The 15,597-nt window shown below is 59.1% G+C and carries 17 protein-coding genes; 9 read left to right on the top strand and 8 right to left on the bottom strand.

The genetic code is table 11. From position 1 onward, the window contains the following. A partial coding sequence (locus AKL27_RS13650; RefSeq protein ID WP_157056920.1) for a TRAP transporter large permease subunit occupies positions 1 to 476 on the top strand: 476 nt, incomplete at its 5' end. A 77-nt stretch (positions 477 to 553) separates the two neighbouring features. Here AKL27_RS13650 and AKL27_RS13645 read toward each other — a convergent pair. The 5 genes from AKL27_RS13645 to hpaR all read right to left on the bottom strand — a co-directional run bounded on the left by AKL27_RS13645 (position 554) and on the right by hpaR (position 4,588). After that, positions 554 to 739, bottom strand: coding sequence for a hypothetical protein (locus AKL27_RS13645; protein ID WP_050463380.1), 186 nt, complete (start codon positions 737 to 739; stop codon positions 554 to 556). Between the two features lie 12 nt (positions 740 to 751). Then, entirely contained in the window at positions 752 to 1,276 is a 525-nt protein-coding gene (gene hpaC, locus AKL27_RS13640; RefSeq protein WP_050463379.1) for a 4-hydroxyphenylacetate 3-monooxygenase, reductase component, read from the bottom strand. 26 nt (positions 1,277 to 1,302) lie between these two features. After that, complete coding sequence (hpaB, locus tag AKL27_RS13635) at positions 1,303 to 2,889, bottom strand: 4-hydroxyphenylacetate 3-monooxygenase, oxygenase component (RefSeq protein ID WP_198155959.1); 1,587 nt, start codon at positions 2,887 to 2,889, stop codon at positions 1,303 to 1,305. A 141-nt stretch (positions 2,890 to 3,030) separates the two neighbouring features. Further along, positions 3,031 to 3,966, bottom strand: a complete 936-nt coding sequence (gene hpaA / locus AKL27_RS13630) for a 4-hydroxyphenylacetate catabolism regulatory protein HpaA (protein ID WP_050463378.1) — start codon at positions 3,964 to 3,966, stop codon at positions 3,031 to 3,033. An 82-nt stretch (positions 3,967 to 4,048) separates the two neighbouring features. Further along, entirely contained in the window at positions 4,049 to 4,588 is a 540-nt protein-coding gene (gene hpaR, locus AKL27_RS13625; protein WP_050463377.1) for a homoprotocatechuate degradation operon regulator HpaR, read from the bottom strand. A 402-nt stretch (positions 4,589 to 4,990) separates the two neighbouring features. Here hpaR and AKL27_RS13620 point away from each other — a divergent pair, with 402 nt between their 5' ends. The 8 genes from AKL27_RS13620 (at position 4,991) to AKL27_RS13585 (ending at position 12,502) form a co-directional block, all read left to right on the top strand. Next, a complete protein-coding gene (locus tag AKL27_RS13620) occupies positions 4,991 to 5,701 on the top strand; it encodes a fumarylacetoacetate hydrolase family protein (protein ID WP_157056919.1) in 711 nt (236 codons plus the stop codon). Next, positions 5,698 to 6,501, top strand: coding sequence for a fumarylacetoacetate hydrolase family protein (locus AKL27_RS13615; RefSeq protein ID WP_050463376.1), 804 nt, complete (start codon positions 5,698 to 5,700; stop codon positions 6,499 to 6,501). Before AKL27_RS13620 ends, AKL27_RS13615 begins: the two co-directional genes overlap by 4 nt. An 11-nt stretch (positions 6,502 to 6,512) precedes the next feature. After that, the gene (hpaE, locus tag AKL27_RS13610; protein ID WP_050463394.1) at positions 6,513 to 7,970 is read left to right on the top strand and encodes a 5-carboxymethyl-2-hydroxymuconate semialdehyde dehydrogenase; all 1,458 of its coding nucleotides are present in this window, start codon (positions 6,513 to 6,515) and stop codon (positions 7,968 to 7,970) included. Positions 7,971 to 7,995: 25 nt separating this feature from the next. Next, positions 7,996 to 8,871 carry a 3,4-dihydroxyphenylacetate 2,3-dioxygenase gene (gene hpaD / locus AKL27_RS13605; RefSeq protein WP_050463375.1) on the top strand — a complete coding sequence of 292 codons (876 nt, stop codon included), beginning with the start codon at positions 7,996 to 7,998 and terminating at the stop codon, positions 8,869 to 8,871. An 8-nt stretch (positions 8,872 to 8,879) separates the two neighbouring features. Beyond that, entirely contained in the window at positions 8,880 to 9,275 is a 396-nt protein-coding gene (locus AKL27_RS13600; protein ID WP_050463374.1) for a 5-carboxymethyl-2-hydroxymuconate Delta-isomerase, read from the top strand. Positions 9,276 to 9,308: 33 nt separating this feature from the next. Continuing rightward, positions 9,309 to 10,112, top strand: coding sequence for a 2-oxo-hept-4-ene-1,7-dioate hydratase (hpaH, locus tag AKL27_RS13595; protein ID WP_050463373.1), 804 nt, complete (start codon positions 9,309 to 9,311; stop codon positions 10,110 to 10,112). A 30-nt stretch (positions 10,113 to 10,142) separates the two neighbouring features. Next, on the top strand, positions 10,143 to 10,937 hold the full coding sequence (locus AKL27_RS13590) for an aldolase/citrate lyase family protein (RefSeq protein WP_050463372.1): 795 nt from the start codon (positions 10,143 to 10,145) through the stop codon (positions 10,935 to 10,937). 98 nt (positions 10,938 to 11,035) lie between these two features. Next, entirely contained in the window at positions 11,036 to 12,502 is a 1,467-nt protein-coding gene (locus tag AKL27_RS13585; protein WP_050463371.1) for an NAD-dependent succinate-semialdehyde dehydrogenase, read from the top strand. Positions 12,503 to 12,543: 41 nt separating this feature from the next. Here AKL27_RS13585 and AKL27_RS13580 read toward each other — a convergent pair whose 3' ends face one another. Genes AKL27_RS13580 through AKL27_RS13570 form a run of 3 tightly spaced genes read right to left on the bottom strand, consistent with a single transcriptional unit; the run spans position 12,544 to position 15,567 of the window. Then, positions 12,544 to 13,341 (bottom strand): helix-turn-helix domain-containing protein, encoded by a 798-nt coding sequence (locus tag AKL27_RS13580; RefSeq protein WP_050463370.1) that lies wholly within the window; start codon positions 13,339 to 13,341, stop codon positions 12,544 to 12,546. Between the two features lie 9 nt (positions 13,342 to 13,350). Then, positions 13,351 to 14,520: an aromatic ring-hydroxylating dioxygenase subunit alpha gene (locus AKL27_RS13575; protein WP_050463369.1), complete on the bottom strand. Its 1,170-nt coding sequence runs from the start codon at positions 14,518 to 14,520 to the stop codon at positions 13,351 to 13,353. A gap of 9 nt (positions 14,521 to 14,529) precedes the next feature. Then, the gene (locus tag AKL27_RS13570; RefSeq protein ID WP_050463368.1) at positions 14,530 to 15,567 is read right to left on the bottom strand and encodes an aromatic ring-hydroxylating dioxygenase subunit alpha; all 1,038 of its coding nucleotides are present in this window, start codon (positions 15,565 to 15,567) and stop codon (positions 14,530 to 14,532) included. Positions 15,568 to 15,597: the final 30 nt, after the last annotated feature.

Raw genomic sequence — 15,597 nt, 5'->3', positions numbered from 1 at the left:
AGGAATCGACCATGCTGATGTTCATTATCGGCATGTCGCTGCTGTATTCCTATGTCATGAGCTATCTGCATATCAGCCAGTCGGCAGCAGAATGGATCGTGGCCCAGCAATTGTCGAAGTGGATGTTGCTGACCACCATCCTCAGCCTGATCATCGTGCTCGGATTTTTCCTGCCGCCGGTCTCGCTGATCCTGATGACCGCACCGATCATCCTGCCGCCGCTCAAGGCTGCCGGTTTCGATCTGATCTGGTTCGGCGTGGTAATGACGGTGGTCATGGAAATGGGCCTGATTCATCCGCCGGTGGGCTTGAATATCTTTGTGATCAAAAACGTCGCGCCGGATATTCCGCTCAAGGATGTGATCTGGGGCGTGATGCCCTTCCTCGGCCTGATGTTCGTGGCGGTGATCCTGCTGTGCCTGTTTCCCGGGATTGCCACCTGGTTCCCGGATCTGGTGATGGGGCCGGCAAGCTGAGTCGGCAGTCAGTTGTTGCCATCAACAAAAACGCCCGCATCATCACTGATTCGGGCGTTTTTCCGGTTGGCGATCATTCACGCCGGCGCGGCATGTTCCTCGCATTGCATGGCGTCTCCGAGCCAGTCGCGTTTGCATTTGCGACGCACCGGATCGGTAACGGCTTTCTGCATTGGTGCCGATGGCAACACCGCTTGCGGTGCAACAGGCGGCGTCTTCGAGGTCAAGACTGCCGCCGCCGCATTGATGATGGAAGTGATCATGGGCTGCTCCGCTTAGTTGTGACTGACTGCTGCTTGCTGATGCGGCACGCTGTGAAACAGACGGTCGAAATACACCAGGCTGTCGCTACCCTCGCCGCGCAAACTGATAGCGTCGATTTCGGCAATCAGGATGGTGTGGCTACCGACTTCATCGGCGCGCGTGATGCGGCCCTGCAAACTGGCCAGCGCATGCTTCAGCACCGGCAGTGCCAGTTCGCCTTCGCCCCAGTGCTGCTCGGTAAAGCGTTGCTCCATCGGCACTCCGGTCATGCCGGCAAAATGGCGGGCATGCTCTTCCTGATCGGCGGCCAGCACATTGACCGCCAGCACGCCATTGGTCTTGAACACCTGATTCATGGCGCTGGAACGGTTCAGGCAGACCAGCACCGTCGGCGGTGAATCGCTGACCGAACAGACTGCCGTCACGGTAATACCGCAACGGCCGGCGGCACCGTTGCTGGTCACGATATTCACCGCAGCACTCATGCGTGCCATGGCATTGCGAAATTCACTGCGGCGGTTATCGCTGTGTTCCATGATGATCTCCGAATGATGACGAACGGTTATTGACGGAACTGATCAAGCACGTTGATATCGTCGTTGTTATGCAGATGCGGCACCAGCCAGCCGTTCTGATCGTAATCGGCCAGACACTGATCCACCAGTTCGGTCATCTTCGCCAATGTTCCCGAGCCTTGCGCATGACGCAGACACTGCATGCGAATTTCATCCTGACTGCCGGCGTAATTGATTTCATATAATTCATGACGACCGCCGAATTCAGTGCCGATGGCATCCCACAGCAACTTCAGAATCTTGATGCGCTCGATATGATCGATGCCGGCCGAGCCGCGCACATAGCGCGCCAGATAATCGTTGATCATCGGATTCTTGATGTCACGCACGCCGGACGGCAAATAGATCAGGCCACTGGCGACGATTTCTTCAATCACTTTCTTGATCGCGGTATAGGCTTGCGGCGCCAATACGCGATACGCCTGCTGCGCTTCGGTGCCGGGCATCCAGCTGCCGTTTTTCCAGGCATCGGAATTGCCGGTCATGGCTTCGGTCAACGACCAGAAAGTATTGCGCCAGGCCAGCACTTCACCGACCGAGGCTTGTACGCCGCGGAAATCCATGGTGCCGGTGCACTTCAGCGCCTTGACCAGCAAGCCGCTGATGAAGTCGAGCTTGACCGCCAGACGGGTGCAAGCTTGTAACGGGAACAGACGACCGAAACCGCCTTGCGGGAACCAGTTGCGGCAACGATCCAGATCACGGTAGATCAAGACGTTTTCCCAAGGAATAAACGCATTGTCGAGAATCAGGATGGCGTCATTCTCGTCGAACCGGCTCGACAGTGGATAGTCGAACGGCGCCCCGCTCAGACCGGCATTCAATTCATAGGAGGGACGGCAAATCAGTTTCATGCCGGGCGTATCCATGGCGGCAATAAACATCAGCGCCAGATCGGTATTATCGCCGAGCAAACCGGCCGAGCCCTGACCGATGAAGTTGTAATGCGTGAGTGCCGAACCGGTCGCCACCACCTTGGCGCCGCTGACGTAGATGCCGGCATCAGTTTCGCGATCCACGGTCATGAAGACATCGCGCACTTCATCCACCGGCTTGTCGCGGTCGATGGGCGGATTGACGATCGCATGATTCAGATACAGACAGGATTCCTGAATCCGCTTGTACCATTGGCGGGCATTGTCTTCAAACTTGCCGTAGAACTCCGGCACGATACCGAGCGCGCTGCCGAAGGCGGCCTTGTAATCCGGGGTGCGCCCCATCCAGCCGTAGCTCAGGCGTGACCAGGCGGCAATCGCGTCGCGCTGTTCGCGCAGTTCGCCGGCATTGCGGGCGTAGCGGAAAAATTTGTGGGTGTAGCCGCCGTTGCCGGTATCGGTATCCCAGCACAAGGTTTCCTTGCTGGCCGGATCGTGCAGTGCGTCATACATGCGGGCAATCGAGGCCGCCGAATTACGGAACGCCGGATGGGTCGTCACATCCTTGACGCGATCACCGTAGATGTAGATTTCGCGACCGTCGCGCAGGGACTCCAGATATTCGGCGCCGGTGAACGGACGGGTCTTGTCGGCGCGTACGTCTTCGGGATACACCTTGGGCAAATCGCGTGATGTCATGCTGGTCTCCAGTGTTGTGATTGAATTCATGCTTGATCGATGCATCCATGATGCGATCTTTTTTGGCATAGCCCAATGCACGTAAGCTGGAATCGTTGGTACTTTTCATGGCCGCCGGCGGATCACGGCCCGATGGTGATGTCAGGCCGCCCGGGTGCGCGCATGATCGCGCCATTCGCCGGGCGCCTGCTCGGCATGCAGGCGGAAGAAACGGCTGAAATAAGAGACATCCTTGAAGCCCAGGTCGTAGGCAATTTCGGATACCGAGACCGAGGAAAACAGCAGCTGGCGCTTGGCTTCCTGCAACAGCCGGTCGTGCACCAGACGCTTGGACGGCAGGTCGGCGACGCGGCGGCAGATGTCGTTGAGACGCGGTTCGGTCAGATTGAGCGCCGCCGCATACTGGTTGAGTGACCAGTGCTGCTTGAAGTTGGCTTCGATCAGTTGATTGAAGTCCTGAAAGATTTGTACATCGACCTGACGCAAGACCTTGCCGGGTGTCTGGGTTGAGGTTGACGACAGGCGCGCCATCGAGACAAATGCCAGCCGCGTCAGCGCGACCAGATTCAATTCGCGGCCAATGTGCGTGGCGGCAAACTCGGCGCCGAGCAAGTCGAAATAATGCAGCAGTTGACGCCGTTCCCGGGCATCGCCATCGCCGTCATTGCCGGACGGCTCCAGTTCGACGCAGGTCGGATTGGCCAGCCGCTGTTCCAGCAAGCCGCTGGGATCGCTTTTGAACAGTCGCCAGATCAATTGTTGCCGGGCTTCCAGCACATAGCCGTCGGCATCGTCGCTGATGATGAAGGCGTGAGTCACCGATGGCGGCGTCAGGAAAAACAGCGGCGCGCGTGCGTGATAGAACTGTTCGTCGAGATGCAGCCGCACTTCGCCACGCGTCAGCAGATGGACCTGGAATACCCGGTCATGCCGGTGTGCAATCATGTTGCGGCCGAAGAAATCGGCCAGCTTGCCCAACGGCTCGCAATGCACTTCGTCGTTTTCGTAACGCAGATCGAACGTGCGTCCGAGATCGATATTCGGGATCGGCGCTGCCGGGATATTCTGTTTCAGCATGGGATGCTCAGGCACCATGGCACTGGTGCAGTGTCGATAACGGGCTCAGGTCCGGGCATGTTGCGCTTTCCTGTATTGCCGCTCAGCCGGCGCGGGCTTTCTTGCGGGCCGCAGCCGGGCCGGCAGCCGCCTCCGTCTTTTTGGTGGCGGCGGTTTTGCGCAACTCGGGCAGTTCTACCAATTCGATCTGCTTGTCCTGTGCCGCCAGAAATTCGTCGAGCGCCTGATACAGTTTGGCCACCGTATCGGAACCGATGCCTTGTTCCAGATGGGCATATTGTTGCTCGATCAATGGCGCAATCTGCTTGATCAGCACCCGGCTCTTGGCGGTCAGCGCCACCAGAATGCGACGCTGGTCGGTATCGACTCTGGTGCGTTCCACCAGTTGCACATCTTCCATCCGCACCAGCACGCCGGCCAGACTCGGACTCAGAATCTGGCAGGTTTCGCAGATTTGCCATTGCTCCATGGGCTCCTGATAATCGCTGATGGCCCGAATCACCCGCCATTGCTGCTCGGTCAGGCCGTGGTGATTGAGGATCCGGCGAAAATTGCCCATCACGCGTTCGCGCGCCTGCAATAGCAATAATGCGAGATTTCGGTGTTTCAGAGATTTTTCCATGTGCCTGATGTCTGCCTTCGCGCGAATGCCGCCGACGGCGGTTGGTCTGTATTGTGTTGCAGCTTACTTGAAAGTTTCCGATTCTACAAAAGTCTCGTGGTCCCGGCATCAAGGCAGCCGGGCCGGCAGCAAAAACGGCGCATACTTTTCAAATAAATCCGGATTCCCATTGACACACTAACATATTAGTAATTATATTGTGGAACATATTAGCTAATTCAGCGATCACCCCGCTGAAGCCGCCAATCAAGAAAAACAGAGACAGATGAGGTATTGCAATACCCGCAACATTTTTTCGCAGCGCATCAATGCTGCCACCATGCCTGGCCCGGCGGCACGAGCGATTCACCGTCAGCCGCCCGGCATGGCAGGCAAGCCAACAGACTGAATTGGAAGGTGAACATGCAACTATCGGCGTCATTACCAGCAACGGCAATCCCCGCAGCAATACCGGCGGCCATCGATGGCAGCGTCTACGGCGTCATCCTGAATGACCGTGACTCGCTGGCGCGCATCGCTTCGGCGCTGCCGGAAGCGCCCTACAAAGGCGCGCCGAAAGCGCCAGTGCTCTACATCAAGCCCGCCAACACCCTGACCGGCGACGGCGCGGTGGTGAACCTGCCGGTCGGCGCCGATCACCTCGAAATCGGTGCCACCATCGGTATCGTCATCGGCAATCCGGCTGCGCGCATCAGCCCGGCGCATGCAACCGCGCATATCGCCGGCTACGTGATCGTGGCCGACCTCAGCTTGCCGCACAGCAGCTATTACCGCCCGGCCATCCGTGAAAAGTGTTTTGATGACGCCTGCGTGATCGGCAGCCATATCGCTGCCACCGGTACTGTGGCCGATCCGGCCGTACTGGAAATCGTGACCCTGGTCAACGAGCGTGAAGTCAGCCGCCGTTCGCTGCGCGATCTGGTGCGCAATGTGCCGACCCTGCTGACCGATGTTACCGAATTCATGACCCTGAACCGCGGCGACGTGCTGCTGACCGGCGTCACCTGGCAAGCGCCACTGGCTGGTGACGGTGATCGCATCAGCATTCGTGTCGACGGCATCGGCGAACTGAACTTTTCACTTACCGGCAAGGCAGCGGAGCAAGCAGCATGAGCGATACCATCAAGCAATTCGACCAGCCATCCGCCAAACGCGGCCGTATCTTTTTCAATGGTGCGGTGCATGAAGTACAGCCGGCCGCAGAGGGCTTCATCCGTCTGGCCGATGGCCGTACGTTGAAGGAAGATGAAGCACACTGGCTGCCGCCGGTAGTACCGGGCACCATTTTCGCGCTCGGCCTGAACTACGCCGACCATGCGCGCGAACTGGCATTCAAGGCGCCCGAGCAACCGCTGGTATTCCTCAAAGGACCGAATGCCCTGACCGGCCATCATGGCCACAGCCGACGTCCGGCCGATGCCACTTACATGCACTATGAATGTGAGTTGGCAGTGATCATCGGCAAGCATGCCAAGAACGTCAAACGCGAACATGCCTACGACTATGTCGCCGGCTACGCGGTTGCCAATGATTACGCCATTCGCGATTATCTGGAAAACTATTACCGCCCCAATCTGCGGGTCAAGAACCGCGACGCTTGCACGCCGATCGGCCCATGGCTGGTGGATGCCGCCGCCATTCCGAATCCGATGAACCTGCAATTGACCACCAGCGTCAACGGCAAACAAACCCAGCACGGCAACACTTCGGACTTGGTGTTCGACATCCCGACCCTGATCGAATACCTGTCGGCCATCATGACATTGTCTCCAGGCGACATTATCCTCACCGGCACGCCGGAAGGTCTGGCCGATGTCGTCGCCGGCGACTGCGTAGTCACCGAAATCGAAGGCGTGGGACGCCTGGTCAACACCATCGTCAGCGACGATACTTATTTCAATCCGGTAATTTAATTGGCGACGACATCATGATCAAACATCTTATCAACGGCAAGCAAGTCGAAAGTCAGCGTGTTTTTGAAACCCGCAATCCTGCCAACAATGAAGTGCTGGCAGAAGTCGCCAGCGGCGGCGAAGCTGAAGTCGCGGCGGCCGTGCAAGCGGCCAAGGATGCCTTTCCGGCGTGGGCCGGCAAGCCGGCGGCGGAACGCGCCAAGCTGATGCGCAAGCTGGGTGAACTGATTACTCAGAACGTGCCCGAGCTGGCCGAAATGGAAACCAACGACACCGGCCAGGTCATCGGCCAGACCAAGAAGGCGCTGATCCCGCGCGCTGCCGACAATTTCCATTTCTTTGCCGAAATCGCCGCCCACATGGATGGCGAGTGCTATCAATCCGATACCGGCCATCTGAACTACACCATGTGGAATCCGGTGGGCGTCTGCGCCCTGATTTCGCCATGGAATGTGCCATTCATGACTGCCACCTGGAAAACTGCACCCTGTCTGGCGCTGGGCAACACGGCAGTGATGAAGATGTCGGAACTGTCGCCGCTGACTGCCGACCGTCTGGGCCAGCTGGTGCTGGAAGCCGGCATTCCGGCCGGGGTCTTCAACGTCGTCCACGGCTATGGCAAGGACGCCGGCGAACCGCTGATCCGCCATCCCGATGTGCGTGCGATTTCTTTCACCGGCAGCACGCTGACCGGCAACCGCATCGTGCAACAGGCCGGCCTGAAGAAATTCTCGATGGAACTCGGCGGCAAATCGCCGTTCGTGATTTTCGATGATGCCGATTACGAGCGCGCGCTCGATGCCGCCGTCTTCATGATCTTTTCCAACAATGGCGAACGCTGCACCGCCGGTTCCCGGATTCTGGTCCAGCGCGGCATCTACGACAAGTTCGTGACCGACTTCGCGGCCCGCGCCGCCAAACTGCAAGTGGGCGACCCGCTCGATCCGAATACCATCATCGGCCCGATGATCAGCCCTGAGCACAAGCAAAAGGTGGCGCGCTATATCGAGATCGGTCAGGAAGAAGGCGCCCGCATGGTATTCGGCGGCGGCACGCTGGAGTTGCCGGCGCATCTGCGCAACGGCAACTGGATTCAGCCGACCGTGTTCGCCGATGTCGACAATCGCATGAAGATCGCGCAAGATGAAATTTTCGGCCCGGTGCCCTGCCTGATTCCGTTCATCGACGAAGCCGATGCTCTGCGCATCGCCAACGATACGCCATATGGTTTGTCGTCCTACGTGTGGACTGAAAATACCGGCCGCGCCTTGCGCATGGGCCGCGGCATCGATGCCGGCATGGTATTCGTCAACAGCCAGAACGTGCGCGATCTGCGTCAGCCGTTCGGTGGCACCAAAGCCTCCGGTACCGGCCGCGAAGGCAATCATTTCAGCTTCGAAGTCTTCGCCGAAGCCAAGAATGTCTGCCTCTCTTACGGCAATCATCCGATCCCGCGCTGGGGCGTCTGAGTCGACCATTTAAAGGATAAACATCATGGGCAAACTGGCGCTCGCAGCAAAAATCACCCACGTACCGTCGATGTACCTATCGGAACTGGACGGCCCCAACAAGGGTTGCCGTCAGGCCGCAATTGACGGCCATCACGAAATCGGCCGCCGCTGCCGCGAACTCGGGGTGGACACGATTGTGGTGTTCGACGTCCATTGGCTGGTGAATTCGGAATACCACATCAATTGTGCTCCGCATTTCAAGGGCCTGTACACCAGCAATGAGTTGCCGCATTTCATCAAGAATCTGGCCTATGAATATCCGGGCAATCCGCAGCTCGGTCATCTGATCGCCGATGTCGCTAACGAAATGGGCGTCAAGACCCGGGCCCACAGCGATACCACGCTGGAACTCGAATATGGCACGCTGGTGCCGATGCGCTACATGAATGCCGACCAGCATTTCAAGGTGGTCGGGGTATCCGGCTGGTGCATGTGGCACAAGCTCGAAGAAAGCGCGCGCTTCGGGCTGGCGGTGCGCAAAGCCATCGAAGAACGTTATGACGGCACCGTAGCGGTATTCGCCAGCGGTTCGCTGTCGCATCACTTCGCTGAAAACGGCACCGCGCCGGATTACATGAACAAGGTATTCGATCCGTTCCTGGAACAGATGGACCGCCGTGTGGTGGAAATGTGGCAGCAAGGCGACTGGAAAACCTTCCTCGAGATGCTGCCGATGTACAACGAAAAATGCTGGGGCGAAGGCGGCATGCACGACACCGCGATGTTGCTCGGCATGCTCGGCGGCGCGAATTACGATCAGGGAGTGGAAGTGGTCACGCCTTACTTCGGCAGCTCCGGCACCGGCCAGATCAATGCGATCTTTCCGGTCACGCCGTTACGCAACACCACCACCGCCTGAGGATAGCCATGCCCCATCTGACCCTGGAATATTCCGCCAACCTGCAAGACACGGGCGACTTCGGCACCCTGTGCCAGCAACTGGCCCAGACCCTGATCGCGCAACAAGCCGATGGCAAGGCGGTGTATCCGATCGGCGGCGTGCGCGTGCGGGCGCTGGCGGCGCTCGACTATTGCATCGCCGATGGCCGGCCCGACGCCGCTTTTGTGCACGCGACGCTGAAGATTGGCGCCGGCCGCAGCAACGACACCCAAAAGCGTACCGGTGACGCCTTGTTCGAGGTCATGAAAAATCACTTCGCCGCGATTTACCAGCAAACCGGTCTGGCGCTGTCACTGGAAATCAATGAATTCAGCGAAAGCGGCAGCTGGAAACACAACAATCTGCATGCCCGCTTCCGCTAAGCATGCCCTTGCTATCTGTCTGAAAGAATACGAATGCTTCCTCTGAGCACCATCCAGGAACTGGCCCGGCAACTCAACCAGGCTGAAAAAACCCGCACTCAGGTGCGCCACTTTTCTCAAGCCCATCCCGAGATGACGATTGAAGACGGCTACGCGATTCAGCGTGAATGGGTCAAGCTGCGCCTGAGCGAAGGCCGCACCATCCGCGGTCGCAAGATCGGCCTGACCTCGCGCGCCATGCAGCAATCGTCACAGATCAACGAGCCGGATTACGCACCGCTGCTTGACGACATGTTCTTCGAACAAGGCGGCGACATTCCATTCAGCCGCTTCATCGCACCACGCGTCGAAGTGGAACTGGCATTCATTCTCGGCAAGCCGCTCAAAGGCCCCGGCGTGACCATGTTTGATGTGCTGGCGGCGACCGAATACATCACGCCGGCCATCGAAATCATCGATGCCCGGATCGAACAATTCGACCGCGACACCAAGGCGCCGCGCAAGGTCTTCGATACCATTTCCGATTTCGCCGCCAATGCCGGCATCGTGCTCGGCGGTTTGCCGGTCAAGCCGAATGATGTTGACCTGCGCTGGGTGGGCGCCATGCTGTATCGCAATGGCGTGATCGAAGAAACCGGTCTGGCCGCCGGCGTGCTGAACCATCCGGCCAATGGCGTGGCGTGGCTGGCCAACAAGATCGCGCCTTACGACGAGCAACTGAATGTCGGCGACGTGGTGCTGGCCGGTTCGTTTACGCGGCCGGTAGGCGCTGCCGTCGGCGATACCTTCCAGGCCGATTACGGTCCGCTCGGCCAGATCGCTTTCCGTTTCGTCTGATTTTCATTTTGTCTGCCTCAGGAATTTGCCATGGACATGCCATTCAATAAATTCAAGCAAGCCTTGCAACAGAAGCAATTTCAGGTCGGCATGTTTCTCGGACTGGGTAACCCGGTCAGTGCCGAAATCCTGGCCGGTTGCGGCTTTGACTATCTGCTGATCGATGCCGAACACGGCGCCAATGACGTGCGTTCGGTACAGACGCAATTGCAGGCAATGGCCGCGTATCCGCCGTCTTGCCTGGTGCGTCCGGCCAATCACGATGCGGCGCTGATCAAACAATTGCTCGGCATCGGCGCCCAGACCTTGCTGGTGCCCATGGTCGATACGGCGGCGCAAGCCGCTGCGATTGTCAGCGCCATGCATTACCCGCCGCGGGGCATTCGCGGCGTCGGCACCGGACTGGAGCGCGGTGCCCGCTGGAATGCGGTGCCGGCTTACTTCCAGCAGGTGGCGCAACAGATTTGCCTGATCGTGCAAATCGAATCGCGCGCCGGGCTGGAAAATCTGGATGCCATCGCTGCCGTCGACGGCGTTGATGGTGTCTTCATCGGCCCCGCCGATCTGGCCGCATCAATGGGCTATCTTGGCCAGCCCGGTCATCCGGAAGTCAAGGCTGCCATCGAACAAGCTATCGTCCGTATCGGCAAGGCCGGCAAGGCGGCCGGCGTGTTTTCCACCGATCCGGCACTGGCTGCGGCCTATCGCGCCAGCGGCGCCGACTTCGTTGCGGCCGGCGCGGACACCGGCGTGCTGCGCAGCGCTGCGATCAATCTGCTCAACAGCATCAAGCCAGCCTCCGCCACCGTCGGCGCGGCGTATTGAATGCACGGCCTGGCCTGATTCTGCTTTACTGAGTGACCGGCAGTCCTTGCCGGTCACTCCCCCCTTCCGCTCCATCACTTCTGTTTTCCGGGATTCCCATGTCTGCTTACGACTTCAAACTGAACGACCCGGCGCTGTTGCGCCAGCAATGCCATATCGGCGGCGATTGGCAAGATGCCGCCAGCGGCGAACGCTTCGATGTCACCGATCCGGCCAGCGGCGCCGTGATCGCCAGCGTACCGCTGGCCGGCGCCGATGAAACCCGGCAGGCGATTGCCGCTGCCGAACAAGCCCTGCCGGCCTGGCGTGCCAAAACGGCGGCCGAACGCGCGCGCATCTTGCGCAACTGGTTCAATCTGTTGCTCACGCATCAAGACGACCTGGCGCGCATCATGACGCTGGAACAAGGCAAGCCGCTGGCCGAAGCCAAAGGCGAGATCGCTTATGCCGCCGCGTATATCGAATGGTTTGCGGAAGAAGGCAAACGCGCCTACGGCGAAGTGATTCCATCTCCGTTCGCAGATCGCCGCTTGCTGGTGGTGAAACAACCGGTCGGTGTCTGCGCTGCCATCACGCCATGGAATTTCCCGGCTGCGATGATCACGCGCAAGGTCGCGCCGGCATTGGCGGCCGGGTGCACCATGGTATTGAAGCCGGCGGAACTGACGCCATTGTCGGCACTGGCGCTGGCGGAACTGGCGACGCGAGCCGGCATACCGGCCGGCGTGTTCAACGTGGTTACCGGCAACCCGCGCGCCATCGGCGGTGAACTGACCAGCAGTCCGATTGTCCGCAAATTGTCCTTTACCGGATCGACCGAAGTCGGCCGCCTGTTAATGGCGCAATGCGCACCGACCATCAAGAAGCTGTCGCTTGAACTGGGCGGCAATGCCCCCTTCATCGTCTTCGACGACGCCGACCTGGATGCTGCAGTCGCCGGCGCCATCGCCTCCAAGTATCGCAATACCGGCCAGACCTGCGTCTGCAGCAATCGCTTTCTGGTACAGGCCGGCATCTACGATGCCTTTGCCCAAAAGCTGGCCGTGGCGGTAGCCGCACTCAAAGTCGGCCAGGGCTTTGAAGCCGACGTGACCCAGGGACCGCTGATCAATGAAGCCGCCGTCAGCAAAGTCGAGCATCTGGTCAGTGATGCACTCGCCAAGGGCGCGCAAGTGGTCGCCGGCGGCAAGCGTCATGCGCGTGGCGGCTTGTGGTATGAACCAACCGTGATGACCGGCCTGACGCCCGATATGGCGCTGGCACGGCAAGAAATTTTCGGACCCGTGGCCGGACTGTTCCGTTTCGAGGACGAGGCGCAAGCGGTGGCGATGGCCAACGACACTGAATTCGGACTCGCCGCCTATTTCTACACGCGCGACAATGCCCGCATCTGGCGCGTTTCGGAAGCGCTGGAATATGGCATGGTCGGTATCAATACCGGCCTGATCTCGACCGAAGTCGCGCCGTTTGGCGGCGTCAAGAATTCCGGACTGGGCCGCGAAGGTTCACGCCACGGTCTTGATGATTATCTGGAATTGAAGTATCTGGCGATGGGCGGACTGTAAGTCCTCAGCCAGCGGCAGCACCGGTAACGCCGGCGCTGTCGCTAACGGCTGCGCCGGCCGTCGGTCACGGAAATGGTATTGAGGTATTTGCTGAACAAGTCAGTCAGTGAACTGACTTCCAGCTTCTTGTAGATCCGCTTGCGCAAGGTTCTGACCGTATGCGTGCTGATCGCCAGATCGAGCGCCACGCCTTCGTTGCTGGCGCCGGTCAGCAAACGGCGGCACACTTCCATCTCGCGCGTCGACAAGGATTGCAGCGCCTGCCACTGCACATCATCCGGCCCGCCCGGCTTGTGCGGCACCCGCGCCTGAGCGCGTGAAGTCCCCATTTGCTCGGCGTGATGCCAGAGCGCTGCCGTCAACGGCAACGCCAGCGCCTGCGCATTCTGCACGTCGGCTGCGGCGAAATTGCCGGTGCTTGCCAGGCGATACAGATTGCAACACACCATGCTGTCGTCGCGACAACTGATCAGTGAAATCTTGTCGCACAAGCCGGCGCGTTCAAAGAAGAAGGTGTTATAGATCGGTGAGGCATTGAGCCGGTGATCGAATTGCATCGCCACCGGCTGGCCTTTGCCGATATCCCACGAGCTCAACAGACTTTTATCGAGCAGATGATAGCGTTCCAGATAACGCTGATTGAGCGTATTGGCGATACGCGGCGGCAGTTTTCCCACCGTAAACAAACCGCGAATCTGGTTCTTGCCCACCAGATTGGCGACGATATGGTCGGCCTGTATCGCTTGCTCCACCAGCGCGAACGCCGCCGCCCCGAAGTCGGGTTCGCCGATGGCGGCGATCAGGCGGCCCAGCGACTGGTACAGGGCGTCAGCGTTCATGATGGCGGATCAGGCCGGTTGACCTGTGCGAATGGGGATGATGACTGGCATTGTAGCGTCAGTGCCGGCATAGCCCGGATTTTCTTGCGTCGCCTGTTCTTCATCGGCACGCTTTTTCAGATAACGCCGCATCGCCACTGACGGTCCATCCGCTGCGACCGAAAATTCAAACATGTCGTCCGCCGCTGTATTGAGCCACACCTCTTCCAGCGCCGCCAACCCTTCGACATCTTCATTGAAGGCGGCGAACAGATTGTCGTGCATGAAATGCGTGATGCTTTCATCATCCTGCCCAAAGTCGCGGCCATGGACGATGAAATAGTGGCTCGATGAATGCGTTTGCGGCGTCAGCAAATGCGCGGTCTTGATGCGCGACACCTGGCGCTCGCTCTCCACCAGTTTGCTATCGTAAAAGCTGACATTGACCTGATGGAAAGCCGGCGACTTGAATTCCGACCTGACGATGCGCGCGGCGGTATTGCAGCCTTCCAGTCCGGTCGGACGGCCCCATACCGGCGGCAAGGTAGTTGGCACCACATCGCGGTTGAGCGCGAAATAGCCATCATCGATTTCCGTCTTGAACGGTGCCTTGGCATAATCCGGGGTGCCGATCGTGTTGGCATGCAGGAATGACAGGTGCGTCAGGTCCAGCAGATTTTCATGCATGCTGACATAGTTCGATTGCAAATCGAAATAGCCGCTGGATGTTTCCCAGTCCGGCTGCGTCAGCCACGCCTGCTCGGGCAACTTGCTTTCATCGGCCAGCGCCGGGTCACCCATCCAGATCCAGACCAGCGGCCCCTTTTCGATCAGGCGATATTGCGCCACGCCGATGCCCTTGGGACATTTGGCGGCCGACGGCACCTCAACGCAATTGCCTTCGGCGTCGTAGCGAAAGCCATGATAGGCGCACACCACGGTGTCGCCATCGAGCGTACCGCGCGACAACGGGAACGCCCGGTGCGCGCAACGGTCCGCCAGCGCAACCGGCACCCCGGCTTCGGTGCGGAACATGACGATACGTTTGTCGAGCAAGGTCCGTTGCAGAAATTCACGCTTGATCTCATTGCCGAAAGCGGCCACATACCATTCATTGAAAATGAAACGGGTACTGCGATTGGCCATGCTGGCAGCGGTTTTCTTGACGGCTTGCAACATGGCTGGCGAGGGAAGTGACATACCTGCTCCTTATGCGGCTGCCGACAACGATTGTTCGGCAGCAATACGTTTATTCATCAGCCAGCGGAAATGGCCGAGCGCGTTATCCACCGGCAATGGCATCATCTTGAAATTCGGGTCCAGCGCCAGCGACCGGTGCTGGGCGTGAATCATGTCCCAGTCTTCCTTGAACGCCGCTACGATGTCGGCATGCAATTGCGCCGTTACCGCCGGTTGATCGAGCGCGAAGTCATGCGCCTGGGAAAAGAAATAATGGCTGCTGTTTTCGGTTTCCGGCGTCAGCGCCTGAGCACTGCGGAACTGTACTGCGCCATCGCGGCCGCCCTGCTGTGCGCCACTGCCGACCGGGGCGCTGCCGGAATCCATCAACAATACGCCGGGCAACACGAAGTCATAGATATTCCAGCGATCGACATTGTCGGTCCAGCCGGTCAGGTTCTTGACGAACGGCGCCGGCGGGCCATCGGTAAACCAGCGCGTGATCTTGACGCCGTTGTCCAGCCGGTCCACGGTGGCGCGGCTCTCGGCATAGCCGGAACTGCCGCCCAGCGTGGTTTCGTGCAGAAACGGCAAATGCGAAAAATCGAGCAGGTTATCGGCAATCAGAAAGTAGTCGACGTCGTAATGAATGTAGTCAGGCTGATAGCGCCAGTCCGGACTCTCCAGCCAGAAGGTATCCGGGATCAGCGACAGATCGGCCAGTGCGGCGTCGCCCATCCAGATCCAGATCCACTTGTTGCGTTCGACCACGGTAAATTTATTGACACAGGCGGCCGGCGGAATCCGGTCTTGCGCCGGAATCTGCACGCATTTGCCATGGGTATCGAATTTCAGCCCGTGATACATGCAGCGCACCGTGCCATCTTCGATGCGGCCCTTGGACAACGGCGCGCCGCGATGCGGGCAACGGTCCTGCAAGGCCACCACCGCACCATCGCCATCGCGCCACAACACCACCGGCGTATTCAGGATGGTGCGGGAAAACAGCGTGGTGCTGCTCACTTCATGCGACCAGGCGGCCACATACCAGGTATTTTTCAAAAACATTGCTTGTCTCCGTCCATTCATCTGTTTTTC

This window comes from Herbaspirillum autotrophicum (assembly GCF_001189915.1).
In the GTDB taxonomy this organism is placed as follows: Bacteria; Pseudomonadota; Gammaproteobacteria; order Burkholderiales; family Burkholderiaceae_D; genus Herbaspirillum; species Herbaspirillum autotrophicum.
This window is presented reverse-complemented; position numbering and strand designations above follow the sequence as displayed.